The 25605-nt window shown below is 68.5% G+C and carries 27 protein-coding genes; 14 read left to right on the top strand and 13 right to left on the bottom strand.

The features are described 5' to 3' along the window. The first annotated feature begins 162 nt into the window (after positions 1-162). Positions 163-1002: a universal stress protein gene (locus DK26_RS13175; RefSeq protein WP_066472923.1), complete on the top strand. Its 840-nt coding sequence runs from the start codon at positions 163-165 to the stop codon at positions 1000-1002. A gap of 21 nt (positions 1003-1023) precedes the next feature. Here DK26_RS13175 and DK26_RS13170 read toward each other — a convergent pair whose 3' ends face one another. From DK26_RS13170 to DK26_RS13140, 7 genes are all read right to left on the bottom strand, one after another. Then, positions 1024-1584, bottom strand: coding sequence for an AAA family ATPase (locus DK26_RS13170; RefSeq protein WP_157089643.1), 561 nt, complete (start codon positions 1582-1584; stop codon positions 1024-1026). 11 nt (positions 1585-1595) lie between these two features. Continuing rightward, complete coding sequence (locus DK26_RS13165) at positions 1596-3161, bottom strand: EAL domain-containing protein (RefSeq protein WP_157089642.1); 1566 nt, start codon at positions 3159-3161, stop codon at positions 1596-1598. A gap of 258 nt (positions 3162-3419) precedes the next feature. Further along, positions 3420-5243, bottom strand: a complete 1824-nt coding sequence (gene typA, locus DK26_RS13160; RefSeq protein WP_066472918.1) for a translational GTPase TypA — start codon at positions 5241-5243, stop codon at positions 3420-3422. 137 nt (positions 5244-5380) lie between these two features. Next, the gene (locus tag DK26_RS13155) at positions 5381-6037 is read right to left on the bottom strand and encodes an SdpI family protein (RefSeq protein WP_066472914.1); all 657 of its coding nucleotides are present in this window, start codon (positions 6035-6037) and stop codon (positions 5381-5383) included. After that, positions 6034-6339: an autorepressor SdpR family transcription factor gene (locus DK26_RS13150; RefSeq protein ID WP_066472912.1), complete on the bottom strand. Its 306-nt coding sequence runs from the start codon at positions 6337-6339 to the stop codon at positions 6034-6036. The genes DK26_RS13155 and DK26_RS13150 overlap by 4 nt, the downstream gene beginning before the upstream one ends. A gap of 86 nt (positions 6340-6425) precedes the next feature. After that, on the bottom strand, positions 6426-6791 hold the full coding sequence (locus DK26_RS13145) for a hypothetical protein (RefSeq protein WP_066472911.1): 366 nt from the start codon (positions 6789-6791) through the stop codon (positions 6426-6428). Between the two features lie 20 nt (positions 6792-6811). Beyond that, entirely contained in the window at positions 6812-8110 is a 1299-nt protein-coding gene (locus tag DK26_RS13140) for a TAXI family TRAP transporter solute-binding subunit (RefSeq protein ID WP_066472910.1), read from the bottom strand. Positions 8111-8306: 196 nt separating this feature from the next. Between DK26_RS13140 and DK26_RS13135 the strand changes: the two genes are divergently transcribed. From DK26_RS13135 to DK26_RS13125, 3 genes are all read left to right on the top strand, one after another. Next, positions 8307-9008, top strand: coding sequence for a phosphoribosylanthranilate isomerase (locus DK26_RS13135; protein WP_066473775.1), 702 nt, complete (start codon positions 8307-8309; stop codon positions 9006-9008). Beyond that, positions 9005-10252: a tryptophan synthase subunit beta gene (gene trpB, locus DK26_RS13130; protein WP_066472909.1), complete on the top strand. Its 1248-nt coding sequence runs from the start codon at positions 9005-9007 to the stop codon at positions 10250-10252. Before DK26_RS13135 ends, trpB begins: the two co-directional genes overlap by 4 nt. Positions 10253-10344: 92 nt before the next feature. Beyond that, entirely contained in the window at positions 10345-11082 is a 738-nt protein-coding gene (locus DK26_RS13125; RefSeq protein WP_066472906.1) for an SIMPL domain-containing protein, read from the top strand. A 21-nt stretch (positions 11083-11103) separates the two neighbouring features. On the opposite strand, the gene DK26_RS13120 is transcribed toward DK26_RS13125, so the two are convergent. Together DK26_RS13120 and DK26_RS13115 are read right to left on the bottom strand one after the other, a co-directional pair. Continuing rightward, positions 11104-11556 carry a PIN domain-containing protein gene (locus tag DK26_RS13120; protein ID WP_066472902.1) on the bottom strand — a complete coding sequence of 151 codons (453 nt, stop codon included), beginning with the start codon at positions 11554-11556 and terminating at the stop codon, positions 11104-11106. A gap of 4 nt (positions 11557-11560) precedes the next feature. Continuing rightward, positions 11561-11806 carry a type II toxin-antitoxin system prevent-host-death family antitoxin gene (locus DK26_RS13115; protein ID WP_066472899.1) on the bottom strand — a complete coding sequence of 82 codons (246 nt, stop codon included), beginning with the start codon at positions 11804-11806 and terminating at the stop codon, positions 11561-11563. A gap of 112 nt (positions 11807-11918) precedes the next feature. Between DK26_RS13115 and DK26_RS13110 the strand changes: the two genes are divergently transcribed. The 7 genes from DK26_RS13110 to DK26_RS13080 all read left to right on the top strand — a co-directional run bounded on the left by DK26_RS13110 (position 11919) and on the right by DK26_RS13080 (position 17733). Beyond that, positions 11919-12602 (top strand): helix-turn-helix domain-containing protein, encoded by a 684-nt coding sequence (locus DK26_RS13110; protein WP_066472896.1) that lies wholly within the window; start codon positions 11919-11921, stop codon positions 12600-12602. Continuing rightward, complete coding sequence (locus DK26_RS13105; protein ID WP_066472895.1) at positions 12599-12985, top strand: DUF488 family protein; 387 nt, start codon at positions 12599-12601, stop codon at positions 12983-12985. The genes DK26_RS13110 and DK26_RS13105 overlap by 4 nt, the downstream gene beginning before the upstream one ends. Positions 12986-13065: 80 nt before the next feature. After that, the gene (locus DK26_RS13100; RefSeq protein ID WP_066472893.1) at positions 13066-14007 is read left to right on the top strand and encodes a cysteine synthase family protein; all 942 of its coding nucleotides are present in this window, start codon (positions 13066-13068) and stop codon (positions 14005-14007) included. A 48-nt stretch (positions 14008-14055) separates the two neighbouring features. Further along, a complete protein-coding gene (gene trpA / locus DK26_RS13095; RefSeq protein WP_066472892.1) occupies positions 14056-14904 on the top strand; it encodes a tryptophan synthase subunit alpha in 849 nt (282 codons plus the stop codon). 40 nt (positions 14905-14944) lie between these two features. Continuing rightward, complete coding sequence (gene accD / locus DK26_RS13090) at positions 14945-15847, top strand: acetyl-CoA carboxylase, carboxyltransferase subunit beta (RefSeq protein WP_066472889.1); 903 nt, start codon at positions 14945-14947, stop codon at positions 15845-15847. 82 nt (positions 15848-15929) lie between these two features. Beyond that, positions 15930-17252: a folylpolyglutamate synthase/dihydrofolate synthase family protein gene (locus DK26_RS13085; RefSeq protein WP_066472888.1), complete on the top strand. Its 1323-nt coding sequence runs from the start codon at positions 15930-15932 to the stop codon at positions 17250-17252. Between the two features lie 58 nt (positions 17253-17310). Beyond that, on the top strand, positions 17311-17733 hold the full coding sequence (locus DK26_RS13080; protein ID WP_157089641.1) for a hypothetical protein: 423 nt from the start codon (positions 17311-17313) through the stop codon (positions 17731-17733). A 10-nt stretch (positions 17734-17743) separates the two neighbouring features. Here DK26_RS13080 and DK26_RS13075 read toward each other — a convergent pair whose 3' ends face one another. Next, on the bottom strand, positions 17744-18577 hold the full coding sequence (locus tag DK26_RS13075) for a prolyl oligopeptidase family serine peptidase (RefSeq protein ID WP_066472883.1): 834 nt from the start codon (positions 18575-18577) through the stop codon (positions 17744-17746). Positions 18578-18684: 107 nt separating this feature from the next. Here DK26_RS13075 and DK26_RS13070 point away from each other — a divergent pair, with 107 nt between their 5' ends. Further along, a complete protein-coding gene (locus tag DK26_RS13070; RefSeq protein ID WP_066472881.1) occupies positions 18685-19527 on the top strand; it encodes an aldo/keto reductase in 843 nt (280 codons plus the stop codon). Positions 19528-19667: 140 nt separating this feature from the next. Here DK26_RS13070 and DK26_RS13065 read toward each other — a convergent pair whose 3' ends face one another. Both DK26_RS13065 and DK26_RS13060 read right to left on the bottom strand, forming a co-directional pair. Next, positions 19668-20603 (bottom strand): acetamidase/formamidase family protein, encoded by a 936-nt coding sequence (locus DK26_RS13065; RefSeq protein WP_066472880.1) that lies wholly within the window; start codon positions 20601-20603, stop codon positions 19668-19670. Between the two features lie 33 nt (positions 20604-20636). Then, a complete protein-coding gene (locus DK26_RS13060) occupies positions 20637-21722 on the bottom strand; it encodes a DMT family transporter (protein ID WP_066472877.1) in 1086 nt (361 codons plus the stop codon). Between the two features lie 241 nt (positions 21723-21963). On the opposite strand from DK26_RS13060, the gene DK26_RS13055 reads away from it, so the two are divergent. Beyond that, positions 21964-23076 carry an AbrB family transcriptional regulator gene (locus DK26_RS13055; RefSeq protein ID WP_198162328.1) on the top strand — a complete coding sequence of 371 codons (1113 nt, stop codon included), beginning with the start codon at positions 21964-21966 and terminating at the stop codon, positions 23074-23076. Here the strand turns inward: DK26_RS13055 and DK26_RS13050 are convergent, their stop codons facing one another. After that, entirely contained in the window at positions 23077-24249 is a 1173-nt protein-coding gene (locus DK26_RS13050; RefSeq protein ID WP_066472874.1) for a glycosyltransferase, read from the bottom strand. A 327-nt stretch (positions 24250-24576) separates the two neighbouring features. Here DK26_RS13050 and DK26_RS13045 point away from each other — a divergent pair, with 327 nt between their 5' ends. After that, positions 24577-25596, top strand: coding sequence for a glycosyltransferase family A protein (locus DK26_RS13045; protein WP_248309960.1), 1020 nt, complete (start codon positions 24577-24579; stop codon positions 25594-25596). The last annotated feature ends 9 nt before the right edge of the window (positions 25597-25605 follow it).

The following is a 25605-nucleotide window of genomic DNA, read 5'->3' as shown; positions in this document are numbered from 1 at the left end:
CGCTCTGCGCGACCTGCGGGCTGCACTGCGCGCAGGGCAGGGCCTTCGCCATGCTCACGGGGCTGATGGCGCGCGACGTGGCTGCGATTGACCGAACGCAAAGCGGCGGCAGAATGATTGGGTAGAGTTGCTCCAGGAAACCATGAAACAGCCGGAGAACCCATGGCCCCGATGATCAAGAGCGTCTTCACCGCTTATACGGAAGAAGGCGAGGGCGAGCGCGACTCGGCGCTCGGCTATGCCCTTTCGCTCGCGCAGCAGGCCGGCGCGCATCTGACGGTGCAGGCCGCCGCGATGCGCTACAACATCCCGGGCACGCTGATCGGCGATTTCGGTGTCGCCTTCGTCGCGACCGAGAACCGCCGCATCACCTCGCTGGCGAAGCGCTTCGGCGAGCTGGCGCGGACCAGCGCGGCGCTCGCGGGCGTCAACGCCACGGTCGAGACGCCGGAGCTGATCTATGCCGAGCTCGGCGGCTGGCTGGTGAGCCAGGCCCGCGTGCATGATCTCAGCGTGCTCGATCTCGAAAAGGACGCCGCCGAGCGCGATCGCGGCCTGATCGAGGCCGCCCTGTTCGACAGCGGCCGGCCGGTGATCATCGTGCCGCCGGGCGTCGAGACCTTCGCCGCCAAGCGCATCCTGATCGCCTGGGACGGCAGCGCCACCGCGGCCCGCGCGGTCGCCGAGGTACGGCCCTTCCTGGCGGGCGCGGAGGTCGAGATCCTCTCCGTCACCGGCGAGAAGGACCTGTCGAAATTCGTCGCCGGGGCGGAGCTGGCGCCGCATCTGTCGCGCCACGGCGCCGCGGTCAGCGTGCGCAACGTCTCCCTCTCGCCTGGCCAGGACGTGGCGGAGGCGATCCGGATGGCGGCGGCCGAGTTCAGCGCCGATCTCGTCGTCTGCGGCGCCTACAAGCATTCGCGCCTGCGCGAATGGATCCTCGGCGGCGTCACCCAGTCGCTGCTGAAGTCCAGCCCGCGGCCGCTGCTGATGAGCCGCTGACCCGGCAAGGCGGGCGGCCGCTCAGGCGGCCCGCGCCCAGCCGATCCGATCGAGGATTTCGCGCGCCAGCTCCTGCGGCGCGCGGCCATCGGTCTCGACGACGAGGATGTCCGCAATGTCCTCGTCGGCCAAGCGCTTCGACTGTTTCAGGCTGCGCTCGATCTGGGCATCGCGGCCAGCCCCGGCTTCGCGCCTGTCGAGGCGCTGCCGCAGGCTGTCGTCGCCGGCACGCAGGCGCACCACCGTGATCCGCGCATCCGGAATGGCGGCGAGGATCCAACGTTTGTCGAAGGCGACATGGATCATCACGCCCGACATGATCAGCCTGCTGTGGCCGAGCGCGCGATAGGTCGTCCAGAGCGCGGCGAGGTTGAGCTGGCTGACATCGCGTACGCCTGGTGCCAGGGCCGATAGCGCAGTAGCGTCCGGCTTCGGAAAGACGCGGTCGAGCTCGTCGCTCTCGATCGCCGCATGGGCGATCCCGGTCTCGCCGAGCAGGCCGCCCAACTCCCAGCACAAGGTCGACTTGCCGACCCCGGCCGGGCCGGTGATCAGCAGGATCTCGACCACGGAATCGACCATGACGGCGCCGGTCACAGCGCGCCGGCCGGGGATTGCTCCTGCTGCGCCAGCTGGCGCGCGGCATCGGCCGAGAGCAGCTGCGACGCGCTCTGCCCTTCCCTGATGCCGGAAGCGAGCAGGGCGGCATCGCCAGCCGAGCCCGCGATGCCGTCGGCACTGACCGCGACGCCGAGCCCCTGGCCCAGGCCCGCGAGCGCCCGCACCACGCTCGCCGCCTCCTTATCCTGCATGTTGGAGATCAGACGGCGGTCGATCTTGACCTTGTCGAAGCCGAATTCGCGGATGTGGTAGAGGCTCGAGTAGCCCGTGCCGAAATTGTCGAGCGCGACCCGCACGCCCGCCTGCCGCAGCGCGCCGAGGGCCACCTTCGCGGCGTGCAGGTCATGCACGATGGCGCTTTCCGAGATGTCGACCTCCAGACGCGAGGCCGGCAGTCCCGCCGTGCGGATGGTCGCCAGAACGCCGTCGCTCAGCGTCCGGTTCTTCAGCTGGGCCGGCAGGATGTCGACCGACAGTATGATGTCGTCGGGCCATTCGCGCGCCGCCTGGCAGGCGATGGCGAGGACACGCCCGGCAAGCTGGTGGATCAGCCCGGTCTCCTCGGCGACCGGCAGGAAACGCTCCGGCGGAAAGCGCTCGCTCCCCTCGACGACCCAGCTGGGCACCGCTTCGAACCCGGTCACCCTGCCGCTGGCGAGATCGATCGACGGGCGGAAACGCGGCCTGATCTGGTCCTGTTGCAGCGCCTCGCGCAGTTCGCGTTCGATCTGCTGCCGCTGGCGGACCAGGCGGTCCATGTCTTCCTCGAAGAAGCGGAAGGCGGAGCGGCGCTCGGCCTTGGCACGATAGAGTGCGAGGTCGGCCTTGCGCAGTACCTCGGGCGCCGTCTGCGCGTCATCGGGCAGGAAAGCGATGCCGATGCCGGTGGCGACGCGGTGCTCGACCCTGCCGATCATGATCGGCTCGGCCAGGCTGTCGATGACGCGCATCGCGATATTGGCGCTGGCCTCCAGCCCCATCAAATGCTGGGCCAGCAGCACGAACTCGTCGCCGCCGAGGCGCGCCACCAGGTCGCCCTCCCGGACGGAGCGCAGCAGGCGCTCGGCCACGATCAGCAGCACCTCGTCTCCGGTGCCGTGGCCATAGGTGTCGTTGATCTGCTTGAAGCCGTTGAGATCGAGCAGGTAGACGGCGTGCACCTGTCCCTGCGCCGGCGGCGAGGCGGCCGCCATCGTCAGCGCCTCCTCGAACTGCCGGCGGTTGGCGAGGCCTGTCAGCGGATCCTGATAGGCGAGCTCGCGAGCCCGGCTCTCGGCGGCGATGCGCCGGGCCATTTCGCGCTTCTGCTCGATATAGCGGCGCGCCGCGAAGATCAGCAGGCCGACGGCCAGCACCGCGCCGATCAGCAGCGCCTCGTCGAGTTCGATCGACTGCTGCTGCGCCGGTACGCTGCCTTGCGTAACGAAGATGTCGACGGCGTAGGCGACGTAGGTGACGACGAGCACCACTGCCAGGACCATGCCGAGATCCTGGAGGCTGGCACGGTGCTTAGCGATGACGTTCCTGACTCTCGACAAGCAAGCCTCCCGACCCCGCGAGACGACGCTCACCTCGCTCCGGTCGGCCGCCTAGTACCCTTGCCGGATGCTCGTTACCAGCAATCCGGAGATGATCGCGGCAATTCGCCGGGAGAGCAACTCTGTCCCGGCCGGCCCTGCGCCGGCGGCGCCAAGGCGCTCCGGTGCAACCGGCTCGGACGGAAGCCGGAGCGGCAGATAAAAAACGGCCCGGGCGATTGCCCGGGCCGTGCATGGATTGATTCAGGCTAGCGCCTCTCAGGCCACTTCGGCCTTCTGCTTCTGCGAGCGCTTGCGCTCGTTGGGATCGAGGATCGACTTGCGCAGGCGGATCGACTTCGGCGTGACCTCGACGAGCTCGTCATCGTCGATCCAGGCCAGCGAGCGCTCCAGCGTCATCCGGATCGGCGGGGTCAGGCGCACCGCCTCGTCCTTCGAGGTCGTGCGGATGTTGGTGAGCTTCTTGCCCTTGAGCACGTTCACTTCGAGATCGTTCTCGCGGGTGTGCTCGCCGACGATCATGCCCTGATAGACCTTCCAGCCCGGCTCGATCATCATCGGGCCGCGATCCTCGAGGTTCCACAGCGCGTAGGCCACGGCCTCGCCGGTCTCCATCGCGATCAGCACGCCGTTGCGGCGCCCGCCGATCTCGCCCTTGTAGGGCAGGTAGTCATGGAACAGCCGGTTCATGATCGCGGTGCCGCGGGTGTCGGTCAGCAGCTCGCCCTGATAGCCGATCAGGCCGCGGGTCGGGGCGTGGAAGACGAGGCGCAGGCGATTGCCGCCGGAGGGACGCATCTCCAGCATGTCGGCCTTGCGCTCGGACATCTTCTGCACGACGACGCCGGAATGCTCCTCGTCGACGTCGATCACGACCTCTTCGATCGGCTCGAGCAGCTGGCCGCTCTCATCGCGCTTCAGCACGACGCGCGGACGCGAGACGCCGAGCTCGAAGCCCTCGCGGCGCATGGTCTCGATCAGGATGGCGAGCTGGAGTTCGCCGCGGCCGGATACGATGTAGCTGTCCTTGTCGGTGGCTTCCTCGACCTTCAGCGCGACATTGCCCTCGGCCTCCTTCAGCAGGCGGTCGCGGATGACGCGCGTCGTGACCTTGTCGCCCTCGGTGCCGGCGAGCGGGGAATCGTTGACCATGAAGGTCATCGACACGGTCGGCGGGTCGATCGGCTGGGCCTCGATCGGGGTCTCGACCGACGGATCGCAGAAGGTGTCGGCGACCGAGCCCTTGACCAGCCCGGCGATCGAAACGATGTCGCCGGCGATGGCCTCCTCGATCGGCTGGCGCTCGAGCCCGCGGAAGGCGAGGATCTTCGAGATGCGGCCGGTCTCGACGACCGTGCCGTCGCCGGAGAGCACCTTGATCGTCTGGTTCGGCTTGGCCGTGCCCGAGGTGACGCGGCCGGTGATGATGCGGCCGAGATAGGGGTTGGCCTCGAGCAGCGTGCCGATCATCCGGAACGGGCCTTCCTCGACCTTCGGCTCCGGAACGTGCTTCAGGATCAGATCGTACATCGGGGCGAGGCCCTGATCCTGCGGGCCGGCCGGATCATGCGCCATCCAGCCCTGCTTGCCCGAGCCGTAGAGGATCGGGAAATCGAGCTGCTCGTCATTGGCGTCGAGCGCCGCGAACAGGTCGAAGACCTCGTTGATGACTTCCTGGACGCGGGCGTCGGGCTTGTCGACCTTGTTGATCGCGACGATCGGCTTCAAGCCGAGCTTCAGCGCCTTCGAGACCACGAACTTGGTCTGCGGCATCGGGCCTTCGGCGGCGTCGACCAGCACGATCGCCGAGTCGACCATGTTGAGGATGCGCTCGACCTCGCCGCCGAAATCGGCGTGGCCGGGGGTGTCGACGATGTTGATGCGGGTATCCTTCCAGACCACCGAGGTGGCCTTGGCCAGAATGGTGATGCCGCGTTCCTTCTCCAGATCGTTGGAGTCCATGACGCGCTCGACGATGCGCTGGTTTTCGCGATAGGTGCCGGACTGCTGCAGCAGCTTGTCGACCAGCGTTGTCTTGCCGTGGTCGACGTGGGCGATGATGGCGATGTTACGCATGGACATGCGGGAAACGGCCTTGGTTCAAGACCGCGAGCCGGCGGGGACAGCCCGGCCGGCGCAGCCTGTGCGTGAATGGAATCTGAGGTTAGTTGCGCTGCACATAAACGCTGGAGGGCGTTAGGGCAACCTGCAAGGCTGCTTCAGCTGCGCGCGACCTGCCGCGAGAGCCAGTAGGAATAGCCGGTGCTGCCGGCGAGGAGCAGGGCGAGCCCGCCGAGGCAGGCGCTCGCCAGCACGAGCGGCGGTGCTCCGGCCAGTGCAAGCGCGACGAGGCCGAAGCCGAGCCCGACGGAAGCCCGGCCGTAGAATCTGTGCGTCTTTTCCCAGACATTCCGGTCGGCAAGGGTCCAGGGCGTCCGGATACCGAAGAGCTGCATCGGCCGCGTCTTGCCCGCGACATTGCCGGTGGCGATCAGGAACAGCCCGAGCAATGCGCTCGTCAGGCGCGGCACGTCCGGCATGAGGCCGAGCGCGTTGCCGACGAGCAGGGCGTGGCAGGCGGCGAGCACCAGGATGACCGCATGCCAGGTCGTGACATAGGCCTTGCCTGAGCGGGCGAGGTTGGCGGCGAGAGGCTCCAGCCTCGGCAGGAGGGCGAAGAGCACGGTCGCCGCGAGAGCAAGGCCGGGCAAGACCAGGAAGGCGAGCCAGGGGGCGGCGAACCTGTCCGGGCGGCCGTTGATGTCGAAATGCACTGCGATCTGTGCATCCGCTGGCACCTGACCGAGCGCGAAGGCCGAGGCGGCGAGCATGACCCCGATCAGGGCAAGGCTCATGAGGAGCGGATGGCGGATCATGGCTTATCCTTTTGGGGCCTGGACGGAAGCGAGCGGGATTCCAGGACGAGCCCGAAATGGTCGAGGAACAGGCACATCGCTTCTTCGAGGACGGAGAGGTTCAGGTGGTAGGTGACCGTGGTGCCGGCTTTCTCGCTCTGGATCAGCTCCGCTTCGCGCAGGACCGCGAAGTGACCGGAGAGGGTCGGCTTGGCGAGATCGAAGCGGGCCGCGATCTCGCCGGCCGTCATGTCCTTCTCGCGCAGCAGGCGCAGGATCTCGCGTCGCGTCGGATCGGACAGGGCTTTGAAGACTGCGCTCATATTCGGTATTTAGGAAAATAGCGAAATAGAAGCAAGCCGCTTTCGACGCGCATTCGAGGAGCCGGCGTTACCCCTGGGCCGAGGGTCTATTTCCGGCAGGCGAAGGGCATGAAGGTGCTCGACAGGCCGGCATTCATCCCGGCCATCACCATGATGTTGGCGAGGTTGAGCTCTTCCGTGCTGCGCGGGCAGACATCCGGCGGCGTCTGGCAGCCCGACGCCATGAAGGCGTCGTGCCGGGCAAGGAACTCCGGGCCGAGCCCCTTGGTCCCGAAGCGGCGGGTCGCCTCGTCATACGCCTTGCGATAGCGCTCGCATTTCACCGCCGGCCAGTTCTCGCTACCGGGCGCCTGGGCTAGTGCGGCGGTGCCGAGCGCGAGATTGCCGGCGACGATCGCGGCGAGCAGCAGAGCGAGGCCCGCGGGCCGAAGCTGGATAGGGGGCATGGTCATGTGTCCGTGATTATGCCGGCCTATTCGGCCAGCGACGCTTCACTCAGGGCGGTGCGGCGCTCGCTCGCGGCCCGGCCGATCTGGTCCATGGCGAGGCGATAGGCGCTGACGCCGCCGGAATCGATGTGGCCGCGCGCATAGCTTTCGAGGACGCCGGCCAGGATGCTGTCGGCCTCGCGCTCCAGCCCCGCCAGCGCCGGTTCGTCGCGGGCGGTGCGCATTGCGCCGAGCAGCGAGACCAGGCGGCCGAGATCCGCCATGGCGCGCTTGCGCCTTGCGGAGCTCTCATAGCCGAGCAAGCCGGCGGCGCCGGAGCCGAGCAGCGAGAGCGCCATGACGCCGAGATAGAACCAGTCGCCATAGAGCTCGAAGAAGGTCTCCTGCTCGCCGTCGATAAAGGCGGCGGCGCCGCTATGGACCGCGAGCGGCGCATCCTTGTCGGTCGCGGGCGTCTCCAGCCCCTGGATCGCCGGCAACTCGCCGGCGAGGGCGACGCGCAGCGACAGGATCGCGCTGACGAGATCGGCGACGCGGCCGTCGTCGAGCGATTGCGCCGCCATCAGGCGCGAAGTGATCGAGATCGTCGGCAGGTTCTCGGCCGGCAAGGGCGGGTCGCCGCCGAGCGCGCCGCGGACGATCTCGCCGGCCTCGACCGCCCGGTTGCGCGCCGCGAGCGCGTCGGCCTCGCGGATCGGGATGATGCCGGGCTCATCGCCGAAGGCGGCGCGCAGGCGCTGGGCGGCGTCGTTGGCGGTGCGGGCGCTGATGGCGCCTACGGCGAAGAAGGCGTCGATTCGACCCTCGCGGGCGGCGCCGACCACCATGTCGCGCGTCAGTCCGACGATCTCGACTTCCTCGGGCTGGACATCGTATTGCGACAACACCAGCTTCAGCAGGTCGATGTTCTCGGCGGGATTGCGGATCACGCCGATACGCTTGCCACGCAGGCCCGCAACGCGGTCGACCGGCAGCGCCTTCGTCGTGATGAAGAACGGGAAGGAGCGCCGCGTGATCAGAGCGGTGTCGGCCTTGGCCGGCAGCGCGATGTCCGGGCGCACGATAGCGAGATCGACCTCGCCGGCATCGATCTTCCGGGCGCTCTCGGCCGAACCCTCCGTCAGGATCAGACGCAGACGCACCGATTTCTTCTCGCGGCTGAGGCCCTGGACGAAGGCGGCGGCCATGCGCGCATCGTCGGAACCCAGCGGTCCGACGGCGAGCTTCAGCGTCTTGGGCTGGCTCCAGAGATAGACCCCGAGGGCCACGAGCCCGGCTGTTAGCAGCAGGCCCGCCAGAACCGCAAAACCGCGCCGCCCCATGCCTTGCCCGCTTTCGCCCCGCCTTGCCGCCGATCGCTCTCGACCGTCATCATGTCACAAGTGCGGCAGCCGGGGAGCAGCGGCAAGAACCAGCGGCAGGAGTCTGCAAGAAGAGTTCGTAAGAGGGTGCAGAATTTGGATGGCAGCCGTTGCGGCAAGGGTGGGGGAGCCCGTGCAATTGTGCTACAGCGCGGCGATGACGCGCGCCGAACCCAGCTTCCCGGTCAAGATATGCGGTCTCTCCACGCAGGAGACGCTTGAGGCCGCGCTCGCCGCGGGTGCCGATATGATCGGCCTCGTCTTCCACCCGAGGAGTCCGCGCTTCGTCATGCCGGACCAGGCCTCGCGGCTCGCCGCCCAGGCGCGCGGCAAGGCGGAGATCGTGGCACTGACGGTCGATTTCGAGCCCGCCAAGGCGGCCGAACTCGCGCAGCTCCTGCAACCCGACTGGCTGCAGCTGCATGGCAGCGAGACCCCCGAGGCGGTGAGGGCGATCAAGGCCGCGACCGGATTGCCGGCGCTCAAGGCGCTGGGCGTCGCGAAAGCAGCGGATCTCGACCGCATCCCGGCCTATGCCGGCAGTGCCGACATGATCCTGCTCGACGCCAAGCCGCCCAAGGACGCGGCCTATCCCGGCGGCCATGGCCGGCCCTTCGATTGGACGCTGCTCGCCGGCCTCGACCCGGCTTTCCGCTTCATGCTATCGGGCGGGCTCGATCCGGCGAATGTCGCGGAGGCGATCCGCATCGCGAGGCCGTCCGGCGTCGACGTCTCCTCCGGGGTCGAAAGCGCGCCGGGCGCCAAGGATGTCGACCGGATCGCGGAATTCGTGAAGGCTGCCCGGGCGGCGGCCGAAGCGCTGAACGACGACATGTTGAAGAAGGCAGGCAAGGCATGAACGCGCCGCACGCACCGAACAGCTTCCGGAACGGCCCGGACGAGAACGGCCGGTTCGGCCAGTTCGGCGGGCGCTTCGTCGCCGAGACGCTGATGCCGCTGATCCTCGAACTCGAAGCGGCCTACACCGCTGCGAAGGCCGATCCGGCCTATCATGCCGAGACCGCCTACGGGTTGAAGCACTATGTCGGCCGGCCCTCGCCGCTCTATTTCGCCGAGCGTCTGACCGAGCACTTTCGCAGTGTAGCGACGGCCTCCGGCCTATCGGGCGGCGCCAAGATCTATCTGAAGCGCGAGGAGCTGAACCACACCGGCTCCCACAAGGTGAACAATGTGCTCGGCCAGATCCTGCTGGCGCGGCGCATGGGCAAGAAGCGCATCATCGCCGAGACCGGTGCCGGCCAGCACGGCGTTGCCACCGCCACCCTCTGCGCCCGCTATGGCCTCGAATGCATCGTCTACATGGGTGCGGTCGACGTCGCCCGGCAGGCGCCGAACGTCTTCCGCATGCAGATGCTGGGTGCGACCGTCGTGCCGGTCGAATCCGGTACCAAGACGCTCAAGGACGCGATGAACGAGGCGCTGCGCGACTGGGTGACCAATGTCGCGACGACCTTCTACTGCATCGGCACGGTTGCCGGCCCGCACCCCTATCCGGCCATGGTGCGCGACTTCCAATGCGTCATCGGCAAGGAGACGCGCGAGCAGATGCAGGAGCTGGAAGGCCGCCTGCCAGATTCGCTGGTCGCCTGCATCGGTGGAGGCTCGAATGCGATGGGCCTCTTCCACCCCTTCCTCGACGACAAGAATGTCGAGATTTACGGCGTCGAGGCTGCCGGCCACGGCATTCCCTCCGGCCTGCATGCGGCCTCGCTCACCGGCGGCCGCCCCGGCGTGCTGCACGGCAACCGCACCTATCTCCTGATGAACGAGGACGGGCAGATCAACGACGCCCATTCGATCTCGGCCGGGCTCGACTATCCCGGCATCGGCCCGGAGCATTCCTGGCTGCACGATGTCGGCCGCGCCACCTATCTCTCTGCGACCGACGAGGAGGCGCTCGAGGCCTTCCAGCTGATCTCGAAGCTCGAGGGCATCATCCCGGCGCTGGAATCGGCGCATGCCCTCGCGAAGGTCGCCGAACTCGCACCGAAAAAGCCGCAGGACCATCTGATGGTCGTCAATCTCTCCGGCCGCGGCGACAAGGATATCCCGCAGGTGGCGGAGATTCTGGCGGCGCGGTGAGCCTATCGTCCTGATGCTGCCCCATTAGGTTGCGCATGGTCTGGGCGCAGAAGCTGTGCCGCTTCTGCGGACCATGCCAGCGAAGGACGATCATGTCGAAGACCAAGAAGGCCCTGCTCATCGCCGCGCTTGCGGCGCTTTCCGCCCCCGTTCAGGCCCAGACTGCTGCTCCGCTCGCTCCGGCCGAAGGCATCGTCATCCGCACCGAGGGCGAAGTCAGGGTGAAGCCGGATCTGGCGACGATCCAGGCCGGCATCGTCAGCGAAGGCAAGACCGCCGCTGAGGCGCTGGCCAAGAACACCCCCGCGCTGGCGAAGCTCGTCGAGGCCGTGAAGGCGGCCGGCATCGCTGGCGGTGACGTCAGGACCTCGCAGGTGGCGCTGGTGCCGCGCATGACGCAGCCCTCCGCCTCCTCCTCGCCGCAGCCGCGCGCGCCGAAGATCGACGGCTATGAGGCACGCACCGGGCTCACCGTCATCGTGCGCGACATCGCCAAGGCCGGGCCGCTGATCGACGCGCTCGCCGCCGCCGGCGCCAACGAGATGTCGGGGATCATCTTCGGCCTCGCCAACGAGGACACCGCCAAGGACGCGGCGCGCCAGAAGGCGGCCGAGGCGGCGCGGGCCCGTGCCTCGCTCTATGCCGACAAGCTCGGCGTCAAGGTCGGCGAGCTCGTCTCGATCGTCGAGGCCGAGGCCGAGCCGCCGATCCGCCCGATGGGCGATGTCCGGGCCTATCGCATGGCAGCCGCCGGTGCGCCGATGGCGGTCGAGCCCGGCGAGATCACCGTCAGCGCCGCGCTGCGCACCGTCTGGCGCATCGAAAAGTAGCGCAGCCGGCCGGTTGTGGGCTCAGTCGGCGTGCCGCAGCGCATCCGCCAGCAGCGGATGGGGCGGTTCGGCGAAGGGGTTCACCACCGTGACGCCGCGATGGACGAAGCCATGCTGCATGTCCTCCGACAGCAGCATGGCGCATCCGGCCTCGGCGGCAGTGGCGAGGATCAGCGCATCCCAGAACTGCAGGCCGTGCTGGGTGGAAAGTTCGAACGCGCCGTCCCAGCAACGCGTGTCGACCAGCCGGAAACCAGTGGTGCCGCGCCATTCCAGGCATATGTCCCTTGCGCGCTGCCGCGGAACGCCGAGTTTTCGCGTCAGTGCATTGAACAGTTCGCCGAGCACCTGCGATGGCAGGATGACGCGATCTTCGCCCAGAGCTTCCCGGATCTCTCGCGACCGTACGACGCGCGGTGCGTCGTTGAAGCCTTCGACATAGATCAGGATGTTGGTGTCGAAGCCGACTCGCATCGCTTCAATCGTAGAAGTCGTCGCGCGTCAGCCGTGGCAGGTTGAGCGCAGGCTGGGAGTTCAACCGCTCCGTCATCCTGTCGAAAGCCTCGCGCCGCCGCGTCCTTTCGGCGTCGGCATCCTCGATGCGGGTGATCTGAACCTTGGGCTGCCCGCGCGAGGTCACGACGACGCGCTCGCCGCTTTCGGCGAGCTTCATCAGCTTCGAGAATTCACGATTGGCCTGCGCGGCCGAAACCGTCTTCACCATCGCCACCTCCAAAGTAGTGATATCACTACTTCAATCCGCTGCGTCCGTAAACGATCATAGCCGGTCCGCATTCCGTACCGCCTCGGTTGGATCTTCATGCTAGGCTCGGCGCATGACGAGCTATGGCCAGTTCTGTTCGATGGCGCGCGCCCATGAGGCGCTGGGCGGGCGCTGGACGCTGCTTGTGGTGCGCGAGATCCTGTGCGGCAGCAGCCGCTTCAACGAGATCCGCCGCGGCATCCCCCGGATTTCGAAGACCATGCTCGCGGAGCGTCTGCAGGCGCTCGTCTTGGCCGGCGCGCTCGCGCGCCGGGATGGCGCGCAAGGCCCTGAATACGCGCTGACCGAGGCTGGCCTGGAGCTCGCCGAACTCGTCAGGGCGATGGGTGCCTGGGGCCAGCGCTGGTTGCCGCGCCATGCCGTGGGCGAGGATCTCGATCTCGAGCCCGTGCTGGTCGACATGCAACGGCGCGTGCGCTTCGAGGCTTTGCCGGAGGCGCCTCTGGTCGTCCGTTTCGAGATCGCCGGCCACGGGCCGCGTTTCCTGCTGCTTCGGCCGGGCGAGGCTTCGCTTTGCACCCAGAACCCCGGCTTCCCTGAAGCGCTCTGCGTCCGCGGCCCGCTCTCGGCGCTGGTCGCCTGGTGGCGCGGCGATGTCGGCTTCGCGGAGAGCAGGCGGTTCGGCCTGTCGCTGGCAGGCCCGCGCCCACTGGCGGCAGCCTTTCCCGATTGGTTTCAGCTCTATGCCTTCGCCGGCATCCGCCCGGCGCGGGCCGTTGAAAGGACAAGCCCATGACTGTCCGCATCGTTCGGTTGGGAACGCCGCGCGCTGCTGGCGAAGGCACACGCATCGGCACGGTTCGGCGCGTGCCGCGCGGCGTACCGAAGGAGCGTTATGCCAGCGAGAACTGGTTCGACGTCTGGTTCCCGGTGTTGTCGCCGACGCCGGAGCTGATGGCGCAGGCCAAGGCGGCCGAGACGGAGAAGGACTGGGCCGGCTTCACCCGCGCCTTCAAGGCCGAAATGGCCGAACCGGCGCCGCGCCATGCGCTCGACCTGCTGGCGACGCTATCGCATGACAGCGATTTCTCGGTCGGCTGCTACTGCGAGGTCGAGGCGCACTGCCATCGCTCGGTGCTGCGGGCCCTACTGGTGGAACGCGGAGCTAAACTGGGCTGACGCGGTCTGGATTTCGGACCGGACCGATCGTGGATTTCGAGCGACAAGGCGAGGCAGGATCGACCGCTCAGGAACCGCCAATGACCCAGCCGACCATTCTCGGCCGCATCGGCAAGACAGCACTCATTCAGCTGCGCCAGGTCGCGCCCGCCAATGGCGCGCGCATCCTTTTGAAGCTCGAAAGCGAGAACCCGACCGGGAGCATGAAGGACCGGATGGCGCTCGCTATGATCGAGGGCGCCGAAGCCGACGGGCGGCTGCAGCCGGGCGGCGCGGTTGTCGAATATACCGGCGGCAGCACCGGGGTTTCGCTGGCGCTGGTCTGCGCGGTGAAGCGCCACCCGCTCCACATCGTCACCTCCGACGCCTTCGCCCGCGAAAAGCTCGATCACATGGCGATCCTCGGCGCAAAGCTGACGGTGATCGCCAGTGAGGGCGGAGGCATGACCGAGAAGCTGACCCGCGACATGATCGCCGCTGCTGGCGTGCTCGCCGAGCAGATCGGCGCCTTCTGGACCGACCAGATGAAGAACCGCGACCAGCTTGCCGCCTATGATGCGATGGCCGACGAGATCTGGAGCCAGGCCGAGGGGAGGATTGACGGCTTCGTCCAGAGCGTCGGCACCGCCGCCTCGCTGCGTGGCGTCGCGGCGAGACTGCGGCGCCATGACGAGCGCATCAGGATCGTCGCGGTCGAGCCGGCGGAATCGCCGGTGCTCTCCGGCGGCGCGCCCGGCGCGCACAAGATCGACGGCATCGGTGCCGGCTTCGTCGTGCCGCTCTGGCAGGAGGGCATTGCCGATGCCGTCGAGCGGGTCTCGACGCAGGAGGCGCGGGCGATGGCGCTCAGGCTCGCTCGCGAGGAGGGGCTGTTCGCCGGGCTTTCGACCGGCGCGAACGTGCTTGCGGCACTGCGGCTCGCCGAGCGGCTCGGCGAGGGCGCGACGATCGTCAGCGTGATGTGCGACACCGGCATGAAGTACTTCGGCAGCTACCGCGTCGCCCTTGCAGAGCATGGCTGAGCCTGCGCCCTCTCGCCAGCCGGGCCGGGCCATGCTAACCGCAGCGCCATGACACAGACCGGCCAGACCCGTATCGAGAACCGCTTTGCCGCCTGCGCCAGGGAAGGCCGGGCCGCGCTCGTGACTTTCGTCACGGCCGGCGACCCGGATTTCGACACGGCGAGCGCGATCCTGCACGCCCTGCCGGCGGCGGGCGCCGACATCATCGAGCTCGGCGTGCCCTTCACCGACCCGATGGCGGACGGCATCCCGGTCCAGCTCGCCGGGCAACGCGCGCTCAAGGGCGGCCAGACCCTGAAGAAGACGCTGGCCATGGTCGAGGGCTTCCGCAAGGCCGGAAACGACACGCCGATCGTGCTGATGGGCTACTACAATCCGATCTGGGCCTATGGCGTCGAGCGCTTCCTCACCGATGCGCGCGCCGCCGGCGTCGACGGGCTGATCGTCGTCGACCTGCCGCCCGAGGAGGACGCGGAGCTCTGCTTGCCGGCGCTGGCCGCCGGCCTCAGCTTCATCCGCCTGGCGACGCCGACGACCGATGACAAGCGCCTGCCGCGCGTGCTGCAGAACACCTCGGGCTTCGTCTATTACGTCTCGATGACCGGCGTCACCGGCGGCACCATCGCCAATTACGACGCGGTCGGCGATGCGGTCGGCCGGATCAAGCAGCACACCAAGCTGCCGGTCGCGGTCGGATTCGGCGTCAAGACGGCTGCCGATGCGGCTGCGATCGCGCGCGGTGCCGATGGCGTCGTCGTCGGCTCGGCTCTGGTCGAGCGCGTCCGGCTTTCGCTCGATGGCGAGGGCAAGGCCACGGAAAAGACGGTTTCGGCTGTCACCTCGCTGGTCGCCGAGCTCGCTGCCGGCGTCCGTTCGGTCGCCAAGGCGGCAGCCTGAGCCCGAGCCGGCTGCTCCCGCTGAATTCGAGGATGGTCCGATGAACTGGATTTCCGAAGTCGTTCGCCCGCGCATCAAGACGCTGTTCAAGCGTGAGAGCCCGGAGAACCTCTGGATCAAGTGCCCGGATTCCGGACAGATGGTCTTCCACAAGGATGTCGAGGCCAATGGCTTCGTCATTCCCGGCTCGGACCACCATCTGCGCGTCAAGGCGCCGGACCGCCTTCGTCTGACCTTCGACGAGGGCAAATGGCTCGATGTCGCGCTGCCCGAGGCCGCCGTCGACCCGCTGAAGTTCCGCGACGAGAAGCGCTATGTCGACCGTCTGAAGGACGCCCGCGCCAAGACCGGCGCGACCGACGCCTTCAAGGTCGGCTATGGCCGCGTCCAGGGCCTGCCGATGACCGTCGCGGTGCAGGACTTCCACTTCATGGGTGGCTCGCTCGGCATGGCGGCGGGCGAGGCCTTCATCAAGGGCGCCGAGACCGCGCTCGAGAAGAAGACCCCCTACGTGGTCTTCGCGGCCTCGGGCGGCGCGCGCATGCAGGAGGGCATCCTCTCGCTGATGCAGCTGCCGCGCACCACGGTCGCGATCCGGCGCCTGCAGAAGGCCGGCCTGCCCTATTTCGTCGTCCTGACCAATCCGACCACCGGCGGCGTCACCGCCTCCTATGCGATGCTCGGCGACATCCACATCGCCGAGCCGGGCGCGCTGATCGGCTTCGCTGGCCCGCGCGTCATCGAGCAGACGATCCGCGAGAAGCTGCCGGAAGGCTTCCAGCGCTCGGAATATCTCAGGGACCACGGCATGGTCGACATGGTCGTCCACCGCCACGACATCCCGGCGACGCTGGCACGGCTCGCCCGCTTCCTGACCAAGCAGCCGGCCCCGGGGGCGAACGCGACCGCGGAAGCCGAGCCGCTCGTTCACGAGGCCAACTGAACTTTCCCACGACGCATCGGGGATCGCCGGCAGCCGCTCCGCACCGGCGCGATGCCTTCGCCGGCCGGGGGGCCGGAGCCGCATGAGCACATCCGACCTGCTGCTGGCGCGCTTCCTGGCGCTGCATCCCAAGCTGATCGACCTCTCGCTCGGCCGCATATTGCGCCTGCTCGAGCGCCTCGGCGATCCGCAGAAGCGCCTGCCGCCGGTGATCCATGTCGCCGGCACCAATGGCAAGGGCTCGACCATCGCCTTCATGCGGGCGATCCTCGAGGCAGCCGGCCTCAGCGTGCACGTCTACACCTCGCCGCATCTGGTGCGCTTCCATGAGCGCATAAGGCTCGGCCGGCCGGGCGGCGGCCGCTTCGTCGACGAGGACGTGCTGGTCGAGGCGCTGGAGCGCTGCGAGCGCGCCAATGCCGGTGATTCCATCACCTTCTTCGAGATCACCACCTCGGCGGCGCTGCTGCTGTTCTCCGAGCACAAGGCCGATGTCGTGCTGCTCGAGGTCGGGCTCGGCGGGCGCTACGACACCACCAATGTCATCGACCATCCGGCCTGCACCGTGGTCACTCCGGTCTCGCTCGACCATTCCGAATATCTCGGCGACACCGTGACCAAGATCGCGGGCGAGAAGGCCGGCATCTTCAAGCGCGGCGCCCCGGCCGTGATCGCGCCGCAGGAGCCCGAGCCGACCGCTGTCCTGGAGGCTGCTGCCGAGCGCGCCGGCGCGTCGAAGATCCTGATCGGCGCGCAGGACTTCAACGTCCATGAGGACGGCGGAAGGCTGGTCTACGAGGATGGCGACGGCCTGCTCGATCTGCCGCTGCCGCGTCTCGCCGGGCGTCACCAGCACATCAATGCCGGCACCGCGATCGCGGCGCTGCGGGCCGCCGGCTATGGCGGCCTGCCGGCGGCGGCCTTCGAGCGCGGCATGACCGAGGCCGAATGGCCGGCCCGGCTGCAGCGGCTGGCGCGCGGCCACCTCGCCGAACTCGTGCCCGCCGGCGCCGAGCTTTGGCTCGATGGCGGCCATAATCCCGATGGCGGCCGCGTGCTCGCCCAGGCCATGGCCGATCTCGAGGAGAAGAACCCGGCGCCGCTGGTGATGATCACCGGCCTGCTCTCGACCAAGGATGGCCGCGCCACGCTCGGCCATTTCAAGGGGCTGGCGCATGCGCTCTTCGCCGTGCCGATGCAGAACCAGCTCGCCGCCCGCCCGGCCGAGGAAGTCGCGGAGCTCGCTCGCGCCGCCGGGCTCAGGGCGGAAGCCACGGGCTCGGTCGAGCAGGCGCTGCGCGAGATCGCCGCGCGCCACTGGCCCGTGCCGCCGCGCATCCTGATCTGCGGCTCGCTCTATCTCGCCGGCGAGGTGCTCCAGGCCAACGGCACCCCGCCGGTTTGAGGCCGGGGCGAACGGCCCTATCGTCCTGTTCCGCCTACCGCCTGCGCCGAGGAGAGCCATGCCAGTTGCCGGATTGACCACCCTCGGCATCGTCCTCCTGTGCAGCATGCTCGGCGGCTGCGTGACCTCCGGCGACGCACCCGGCGAGGCCGCCGATGGCATCGACCGCGTCCGCGCCGGCGAGCCGACCTTCCTGCAGCAGACCTACATGACCATGGACAAGCGCTGCCGGCAGGTGAAGCGGCCGACCGCCGTGGTGACCCGCAATCCCGAGCACGGCAAGGTCAGGATGGCGACGCGCAAGGCCGAGGCAGTCTACGGGCCCGGGCCCTATGCCCATTGCGACGGGCGGGCCGGCAACTCGCTCGCCTTCGAATATACCTCGCGGCCTGGTTACCGCGGACGCGATAGCTTCGAGGTCAAGGTGCGCTATGCCGATGGCGAGGTCCGCCATGGCCGCTTCGAGATCGAGGTCCGCTGAGGCGTGGCCGTCAGCGGCGGCCGACGAAGCCGATCGCCGCGAAGAACACGTCGACCTTGTCGCGCCATTGCTCGAGCGCGCGGATATAGCGATGCCCGTCCTCGCCGAATGGCGGCGCGGCGACGAATTCGGCCCTGCCTCCGGCCTCCTGGAAGGCGCGGTGGAGCCGGCCGGCGATCTCCGGACCGAAGAAGCGGTCATTGCTGCTGTAGAGCCAGAGCTGCGGCACGCGCGAGCCGCGGCCATAGCGGCCTGCGGCGGCGACCAGAGCTTCCGGGGAACAGACTTCGCCGGCCTTCAGCGAGCCGCGGCCGCCGGCAAAACTGACCACGCCGAGCAGGCCGGGAACGGATTGCGAGGCGGCGGCGAGCGAGCCCCAGCCGCCGGCCGAAACTCCCATCAGCACGACGCGGCGCCGGTCGGCGTCCGGCCGGGCCAGAACCGCGTCGAGCGCCGCGCGGATGTCACGGGCGCTGTTCAGCCCAGCCTGGTGGAACTCGGCCCGGTCGCAGGCGCCGTAGCCCTCGGCCCAGGAACCACCCTCCGCGCCATAGCCGCGGCGGATCGGCACCGCGACCATCACGCCGCGCGCAGTGAAATGGCGCGCGATGGCGGCGAGCGTGCCCTTGCCGAACTCTGCCCGCCCGGCCGCGTCGCGCGGGCTGCCATGGGACAGCACCAGGACAGGGAAGGGGCCCGTGCCCGTCGGCCTGCGGACATAAACGGCGATCTGCCGGTCACCGACGCGCGCCTGCAGGGCTTCGACCGTTTCGGCTGCAGCGATGGCGGCGGTGAGCATGACGGCCAGGCCGGCTGAAGCCAGCGCTGCAATGACCCTGCGCATGATCAGCCCCCAGCTGCAAAGCTCCTATTGGATGGCGGCTTCATCGCCCGATGGCAAGGAGGACGCCGCCATGGCCTTGCCCGGACAACCTCGCTAAGCTCGTGCGCATGACGACACGGACTTTCGGACAGGGCGGTCAGCGGGCTTCCGTGATCGGCCAGGGCAGCTGGAACATCGAGCTCTCCGAGCGCAAGGCGGCTGTCGCGGCGCTGAGGCGCGGGCTCGATCTCGGGCTGACGCATATCGACACCGCCGAGATGTATGGCGACGGCCGCGCGGAGGAGATCGTCGGCGAGGCGATCTCGGGCCGGCGCGACGAGGTCTTCCTGGTCTCCAAGGTGCTGCCGCACAATGCCTCGCGGGCCGGCACGCGCGCCGCCTGCGAGCGCTCGCTGCAGCGGCTCGGTACCGACCGGCTCGACTGCTATCTGCTGCACTGGCGCGGCTCCTACCCGCTGGCCGAGACCTTCGCCGCCTTCGAGGCGCTGCGGGAAGAGGGCAAGATCCTCTCCTGGGGCGTCAGCAATTTCGACGTCGATGACCTCGATGAGGCTTTGAAACTGGTCGGGCCGGGCAGGATCGCCTGCAATCAGGTGCTCTACCATCTGCGTGAGCGGGCGATCGAGCACGCCGTCATCCCCTGGTGCGAGAAGAACGGCGTCGCGGTCACGGCCTATAGCCCGTTCGGGCAGGACGATTTCCCAGAGCCCGGCTCGGCGCAGGGGCGGGCGCTGGCGCAGATCGCGGCAAAGCATGGCGCGAGCCCGCGCCAGGTCGCGCTCGCCTTCCTGACCCGTCGCCCTCAGCTGTTCGCGATCCCGAAGGCGGCGAGGGCCGCGCATGCCGAGGACAATGCCGAGGCGCTGTCGCAGAGCCTCGACAAGGCCGATATCGCCGCGATCGACGCCACCTTCCCGCGCGGCAGGCCGCGCTCGCTGCCGATGCTGTAGCAACCCCTTGGACAATCGCGCCGTCGTCCCGGGCGACCGGAGGGAGACCCGGGACCCATGCCGGAACCTCTATGGATAACGCTCAGGCAGGATCCCGGCTCTCCGCTGCGCTCCGGCTGGGATGACCCGCGTCAATTGAGCTACCCCACCAGCGTCTTCGGCAGCATGCAGTGGATGCCCTTGTTGCCGTTGACGGTCTGGGTGACGCGCAGATCGGCGGCGAGGCTGCACAGCATATAGGCCTCCTCGCGGGTGAGCCGCGTCCGTTCGGTGATCAGCCCGATCATCTCGCGCAGCGCGTTCTTGGCACAGATGTCGAGATCGGGATCGATGCCCATGGTGATGTGGTGGGTCCGGGTCTCGGCTCGCGGCATGGCGAAGGAGAGGTCCTCGCGCAGGTGGAATTCGAAGGTGCCTTCGAGGGCGGTCTCGATCGCGGTGACGCAGACCTCCCCATCGCCCTGCGCGCCATGGCCGTCGCCGCAGGAGAACAGCGCCCCCTCGACGAAAACAGGCAGGTAGAGCGTCGCGCCGGCGACGAGCTCTTTGTTGTCGATATTGCCGCCGAAGGCCCGCGGCACCAGCGAGCTCTGCCGGCCCCAATGCGCCGGCGGCGCCGTGCCCATCACGCCGAAGAAGGGTGCGAGCGGCAACTCCATCCCCCAGGGGAGCACGGCGATGTTGCGCTCGCGGTCGAGATGGATGTGGCGGAAGGTGTGGGCGTCGAATTCCTCGGGCAGCGTCCCGCCGAGCGGCTTGATGAAGGTGAAGCCGAAATCGGTGCGCGGCTTCACGCTCCTGATCTGGACCTCGAGCACCTGGCCGGGCTTGGCGCCCCTGATCGCGATCGGCCCTGTCAGGATATGGCCGGGCACCATGCGCTCGGCCTTGGCGTGGATCTCGTGGATCTCCGGCGGGATCGTGGCGTTGCCGGCCGGCAAGGTGTCGGCGCCGCCGGTCAGGGTGCGGATGGTGACGCTGTCGCCGCTCTCGATCTCCAGCACCGGCTTCAGCTTCGCGTCGAAATAGCCCCAATGGCAGGTGGCGAGGCTGGAATCGAGCTGGTGATGGGTCATGGCATGGCCTCTTTGGCGCGGCGCGGGCGGTCGTCAGGCTGGGGGCGCGAGTCCGGTTTCGGCCCGGCTGCGGGCATTGCGGCGGATCGTATACAGCGTCGCTCCGATGACGATGGCCGAGCCGATGAAGGTCGAGAGCGACGGGATCTCGGCGAAGAAGACGAAACCGGTGAAGCTCGCCAGCAGTAGCCGGCTGAAATCGAGCGGGGCGAGCGCCGCCGCCTCGCCGACCTGGTAGGCCTTGGTGATCAGCCACTGTCCGGCGGTGCCGAACAGGCTGAGCAGGACGAGCGCGAGCCATTGTTCGGCTGTGGGCCAGACCCAGTAGGCGAAGGCCGGCCAGGCGAGGACGACGATCAGCACGAGGCCCTGATAGATCAGGATCGTCTCGGTGCGCTCCGACGTGCCGAGCATGCGCACGCTGACGGTGATGCAGGCGCCGAACACCGCGCCGCCGACCGACATCAGTGCCCAGAAATTCAACCCCTCGGTCGAGGGGTTCAGCATGATCAGGATGCCGATAAAGCCGATGATCGTCGCCGCCCAGCGCCGGCCGTCGACCTTCTCCTTGAGCACCAGCACCGCCGCGATGGTGACGAACAGGACCTGGCTGAAACTGATCGAGGTCGCCTGCGCCAGCGGGATGTGGATCAGCGCACTGAAGCCGCAGAGCATCGAAGCCAGCGTCACCACCCCGCGAAAGATCTGCAGGCCGGGATGGCGGGTGCGCAGCATCGAGGGCAGCGCCCGGCCGACGACGAGCACGATGACGAGGCTCATGATCAGCTGGCGGATCATCAGCGTCTCGACAAGCGGGATCGAGCTGCCGAGATGCTTGAACAGCCCGACCATCACCGCATAGACCAGCAGTGCCGACAGCATGTAGACCGAGCCGCGCAGGTTCGGGCTGGCGCCGCGCCACCACAGGCCGGTGCGCGAGCGCCGCCTGGCGAGCCAACTGCCGCCGGCCGGGGCGATGACGGGTGGCGGTGGAATGTCGGGAAGTGCGGCGCTGCCGCCCGGACAGTGGTCTTCGTCGGATGCCGAGGCAGCCGGCTCGCCGATCCCGGCGCTCTCGCCGCCGCGGGCCTCCTGATCCGAAAGACGGTCGTCGCTCATGGCAGCCCGGAGCCGGGCTCAGCGCCAGCGGCTTATTATTGGTCTCGTTCCGGAACTCTCGCCGATTTGCCGGTTTCGGAGGAGGGGGCTTGCGCACATGGCAGGGTTGTTCTGGCGTCCGGCCGCCCCGCCTTCAGGGCAGGGGCGTCATTCGGCTGGGCGGCTGCCTGCGCCGCCATTGTGGCGTATAGCAGCGCGGATCCCGCATTCGGGCGGCGATCGGACAAGGTGACGCGGGACGATGCGGGATCTGCTGGCCGACATGGCGAACGGCGTGCGCGAATTGTCGCCGCGGCGCTTTCCCTGGCGGCGCTTCCTGCTTGCGCTTTCGCTCGGCATTCTCGGCGGCTGGCTGTTCGCCTATCTGCGCCTGCCCTTGCCCTGGATGCTCGGCTCGATGGTGTTCTGCACGGCCGCCGCGATCTCGCGTGCGCCGGTCGCGGCCCCGCCGGTGATCCGCCCGCCCATGTCGGCCGTGATCGGCGTCATGCTGGGCTCGGGCTTTCGGCCGGACCTGATCGCGCAATTGCCGAACTGGCTGCCGACGCTGGCCGGGCTCATGCTCTTCATGGCCGCCTGCGCCTTCTTCTGCGTCGGCTATTTCCGCCGCGTCGCCGGCTATGACCCCGTCACCGCCTTCTTCGCCGGCATGCCCGGCGGCCTCGTCGAGATGGTGATCACCGGCGAGGAGAAGGGCGGCGATGCGCGCACCATCGCGCTGATCCACTCCGCCCGCATCCTGCTCGTGGTGATGACGCTGCCCTTCATCGTGCAGTGGCTCGAGGGCGTCTCGCTCGGCATCAATCGCACCTCCGGCCCCTCGATGATGCAGACCTCGGCGCTCGGCTGGTTCTGGCTGGTCGCCTGCGGCGTCCTCGGCGTCATGCTCGCCCATGCCCTGCGCCTGCCCGCCAAGCAGCTGCTCGGGCCGATGCTGGTCTCGGCGGCGGTGCATGTCGCAGGCCTCAGCGACTCCGTGCCGCCCTTCGAGATCGTCAACCTCGCCCAGCTGATCCTCGGCGTCACCATCGGCTGCCGCTTCGTCGGGACGCCGCCGCAGGCGATCCTGCGCATCCTCGTGATCTCGGCCGGGTCGACGCTGATCCTGCTGGTGCTGACCCTGGTCTTCGCCTTCGCGGTGGCGCAGGTCTCGCGCTACCAGCCGGTGCCGCTGATCCTGGCCTATTCGCCGGGCGGTCTCGCCGAGATGAGCCTGATCGCGCTCGCTTTGCATACCGAGGTCGCGTTCGTCGCCGCCCACCATATCATCAGGGTCTTCCTGGTGATGATCGGCGCCGGGCCCCTCTTCGGCCTGCTCGGGGGCAAGGCCAAAAGCGCGAGCAAGCCGAAATAGTCAGCGCCCGACCGCAGCAGCGAGCCCGCGCGCCAGCGCGTCTGCCAGCGCCGCGCGCTGGCGTGCCATGAAGGCGGCGCCGTCGAGACGCAAGTTGGCGCCGGTCCGCGCCGCCATGACCAGCTCGATCAGTGCTGCAGCGAAGGCACGTGGTTCGTCTGCAACCCGGAAATTCGCGGGTATCTCGGTGAAGCCGCGGCAGGAGAGCGGTGTCGCCACGGCGGGGGCACCGAGCTGCATCGCCTCGATCGTCTTCAGTTGCACGCCGGTGCCGGCCCGGCTCGCCAGGGCCAGCGCCCGGCAGGAGAGCAGGAATTCGCGCGCATCCGGCACGCGCCCGACTAGCTTCACCTGCTCCGGCACGGGCGGCATGTCGGGCGGCAGGCGCCCGGCGACCGCGATCTCGAAATCTGCCGGCAGAAGCGGGCAGACCTCGCGCAGGAACCAGTCGAGCCCGGTGAAGTTCGGCACCCAGGTCCAGGTGCCTATCAGGCCGATATCATGGGCCGCCGCGACGGGCTGAACGCTCGAAGCTTCGATCTCGGCGCCCGAAACCAGCGGCAGCACGGCCGATTTTCCGGCCATCTCCGGGCCGAGCGCGGCGCGGTCCTCCTCGGCCAATGTCCAGACGAAGCGTGCCTCCTGCCAAAGCCGGCGCTCGACCTTTTCGAGCAGATGCGCCTCGCGGGCGAACAGCGCCCGCATCAGCGGACTGCGGGCATGGTCGGCATTCTGCTGTGCCGAGACATGCTCGATATTGTGCTCGACGAGCACGCAGGGGCCGAGCCCGGTCAGCTCCGGAAAGGCGCCGGGCAGCATCACGGAATTCAGCACGATGGCGTCGAATGGACCGCGCGCCTTGACCGCCTCAATGAGCCGCCCGCGCCCCGCAAGCCTGAGCTTGGCGCAGGCGACCGGCAATGAGGCGGCGAGCGCGCTGCCCAGCCATTGCAGCTTGCGCGCCTTCGAGACGACGGCGTTCTCGACATCGACCGCATCGATCACCACGGCGCCGTCAGGATCGACCGGCACCTCGCCCGGCCGCACGAAGCCGAAGGCGGTGACCTCATGGCCGGCGGCGCGCAGCGCATCGAGGATGGCGGCATTGGCGATCTCGAAGCCGGTATCGGGCCGTGCGACGGGGATCAGCGTGGTGAGGAAGGCTAGGCGCACGGGTTTCCGCATCCTGGGATCGTGGCCGAGAAAGGGGGCAGGCCGCCCGCCGGGTCAAGCCCGCTAGAGCCGGATCCGATCAGATTGAATCAATCTGATCGGTGAATCCGTCTCTCACTTTGAGATGGAGGCCGTTTTGCCGATCAGCTTGCGGCGCAAGCTGATCGGAACGGGCTACGGGCGGTGACCTCAACGGCATGTGATCGACGAGGCTGCGCTCGCCGGTGCCGCGCATACGGAACCTTAAAGCGAATCGGTTGCGATGCCCTGACGACAATGGAAGTCCCGGGAGCCGTTCATCGTTTTTGCCGGGGCGAGGAACATCACATGATGCAGCAGGCACTGGCGGAAAGGCCGGGTTTCGGCCCGCCTGAAACCTTCGAGATCGTGGCGCAGTCGGCGCCTGAGATCTTGGCCCATGTCGAAACCGTGGTCTGCGTTCCGACCTTCCGGCGGCCCGACATGCTGGAGCGCACCTTGCGCTCGCTGGCGGCGCAGCGGGGCGCCGGCCCGTTCGCGGTGATCGTCGTCGAGAACGAGGGACAGGAGCGAGCCGGCGCCGAGCGGGCCTGCGCGCTGTTCGCCGAGGGGCTGTTCGAGGGGCTGGTCATCGTCGAGCCGCGCCAGGGCAACTGCAAGGCCTACAACGCCGCCTGGCGCTGCGCGCTGACGCGGCTGCCGGCGCTGAGCCATATCGCCGGCATCGACGACGACGAGGAGGCCGAGCCCGGCTGGCTCGCAGCCTTCCTGCAGGCCGCGGCGAACGCGCCGGCGGAACTGTTCGGCGGCTCGGTGACGCCGCGCTTCGAGGACCCGACCCGCGCCTGGCTCGGTGCCCATCCGGTCTTCCGCTCGCACTACACGGCATCGGGGCCGGTCCCGATGCTCTATTCCAGCGCCAACTACCTGATCCGGCGCGAGGTGCTCGATACCCTCGGCTTCCCCTATCTCGACGAGAGTTTCGACTTCACCGGCGGCGGCGACAGTGACTTCTTCAGGAGGGCGATGGCAGCCGGTTTCCGCTTCTGGTGGGTGCAGGAGGCGGCGCAGCGCGAGACCATGCCGGCGCGGCGCACCGAGGCCGACTGGATCAGGGCGCGCGGCTATCGCAACGGCGCGATTTCCGCCCGGATCGAGCGGCGCAGCCAGCCCGGCAGGGCTGGGCGAGTGCGGGTGCTGGCCAAGAGCCTGATGCTGCTCGCCGCCTCGCCGCTGCGCGGGCTGATGCTCGGGCTCGACACCCGCTCGCTGACCATCGGTCTCTATCACGCCCAGGTCGCGCTCGGGCGGCTCGGCACCGAATTCGGCGTCCAGGACGAGCAGTACCGCGTACCCGACAAGAACTGAGGGCTGCCG

It is taken from the genome of Allobosea sp. WAO (genome assembly GCF_001509835.1).
Taxonomy (GTDB): Bacteria; Pseudomonadota; Alphaproteobacteria; order Rhizobiales; family Beijerinckiaceae; genus Allobosea.
Note: the sequence above shows the minus strand (reverse complement) of the source record. Positions and strands in the feature narration are given on the sequence as shown.

Excerpts from the sequence above, each read along its gene's own strand:
- DK26_RS13120 (WP_066472902.1), bottom strand. The coding sequence starts at position 11,556 with ATGCGAGTCGGCTTCGACACCAACATCCTGATCTATGTCGAAGGCTTC.
- DK26_RS13145 (WP_066472911.1), bottom strand. The coding sequence starts at position 6,791 with ATGACCATGCCCCCTATCCAGCTTCGGCCCGCGGGCCTCGCTCTGCTG.
- DK26_RS13150 (WP_066472912.1), bottom strand. The coding sequence starts at position 6,339 with ATGAGCGCAGTCTTCAAAGCCCTGTCCGATCCGACGCGACGCGAGATC.
- trpB (WP_066472909.1), top strand. The coding sequence starts at position 9,005 with ATGAACGCGCCGCACGCACCGAACAGCTTCCGGAACGGCCCGGACGAG.
- accD (WP_066472889.1), top strand. The coding sequence starts at position 14,945 with ATGAACTGGATTTCCGAAGTCGTTCGCCCGCGCATCAAGACGCTGTTC.
- DK26_RS13085 (WP_066472888.1), top strand. The coding sequence starts at position 15,930 with ATGAGCACATCCGACCTGCTGCTGGCGCGCTTCCTGGCGCTGCATCCC.
- DK26_RS13115 (WP_066472899.1), bottom strand. The coding sequence starts at position 11,806 with ATGGTGAAGACGGTTTCGGCCGCGCAGGCCAATCGTGAATTCTCGAAG.
- DK26_RS13055 (WP_198162328.1), top strand. The coding sequence starts at position 21,964 with ATGCGGGATCTGCTGGCCGACATGGCGAACGGCGTGCGCGAATTGTCG.
- typA (WP_066472918.1), bottom strand. The coding sequence starts at position 5,243 with ATGTCCATGCGTAACATCGCCATCATCGCCCACGTCGACCACGGCAAG.
- DK26_RS13065 (WP_066472880.1), bottom strand. The coding sequence starts at position 20,603 with ATGACCCATCACCAGCTCGATTCCAGCCTCGCCACCTGCCATTGGGGC.
- DK26_RS13100 (WP_066472893.1), top strand. The coding sequence starts at position 13,066 with ATGACCCAGCCGACCATTCTCGGCCGCATCGGCAAGACAGCACTCATT.
- DK26_RS13140 (WP_066472910.1), bottom strand. The coding sequence starts at position 8,110 with ATGGGGCGGCGCGGTTTTGCGGTTCTGGCGGGCCTGCTGCTAACAGCC.
- DK26_RS13175 (WP_066472923.1), top strand. The coding sequence starts at position 163 with ATGGCCCCGATGATCAAGAGCGTCTTCACCGCTTATACGGAAGAAGGC.
- DK26_RS13060 (WP_066472877.1), bottom strand. The coding sequence starts at position 21,722 with ATGAGCGACGACCGTCTTTCGGATCAGGAGGCCCGCGGCGGCGAGAGC.
- DK26_RS13135 (WP_066473775.1), top strand. The coding sequence starts at position 8,307 with ATGACGCGCGCCGAACCCAGCTTCCCGGTCAAGATATGCGGTCTCTCC.
- DK26_RS13070 (WP_066472881.1), top strand. The coding sequence starts at position 18,685 with ATGACGACACGGACTTTCGGACAGGGCGGTCAGCGGGCTTCCGTGATC.
- trpA (WP_066472892.1), top strand. The coding sequence starts at position 14,056 with ATGACACAGACCGGCCAGACCCGTATCGAGAACCGCTTTGCCGCCTGC.
- DK26_RS13170 (WP_157089643.1), bottom strand. The coding sequence starts at position 1,584 with ATGGTCGATTCCGTGGTCGAGATCCTGCTGATCACCGGCCCGGCCGGG.
- DK26_RS13125 (WP_066472906.1), top strand. The coding sequence starts at position 10,345 with ATGTCGAAGACCAAGAAGGCCCTGCTCATCGCCGCGCTTGCGGCGCTT.
- DK26_RS13110 (WP_066472896.1), top strand. The coding sequence starts at position 11,919 with ATGACGAGCTATGGCCAGTTCTGTTCGATGGCGCGCGCCCATGAGGCG.
- DK26_RS13105 (WP_066472895.1), top strand. The coding sequence starts at position 12,599 with ATGACTGTCCGCATCGTTCGGTTGGGAACGCCGCGCGCTGCTGGCGAA.
- DK26_RS13080 (WP_157089641.1), top strand. The coding sequence starts at position 17,311 with ATGCCAGTTGCCGGATTGACCACCCTCGGCATCGTCCTCCTGTGCAGC.
- DK26_RS13075 (WP_066472883.1), bottom strand. The coding sequence starts at position 18,577 with ATGCGCAGGGTCATTGCAGCGCTGGCTTCAGCCGGCCTGGCCGTCATG.
- DK26_RS13045 (WP_248309960.1), top strand. The coding sequence starts at position 24,577 with ATGATGCAGCAGGCACTGGCGGAAAGGCCGGGTTTCGGCCCGCCTGAA.
- DK26_RS13155 (WP_066472914.1), bottom strand. The coding sequence starts at position 6,037 with ATGATCCGCCATCCGCTCCTCATGAGCCTTGCCCTGATCGGGGTCATG.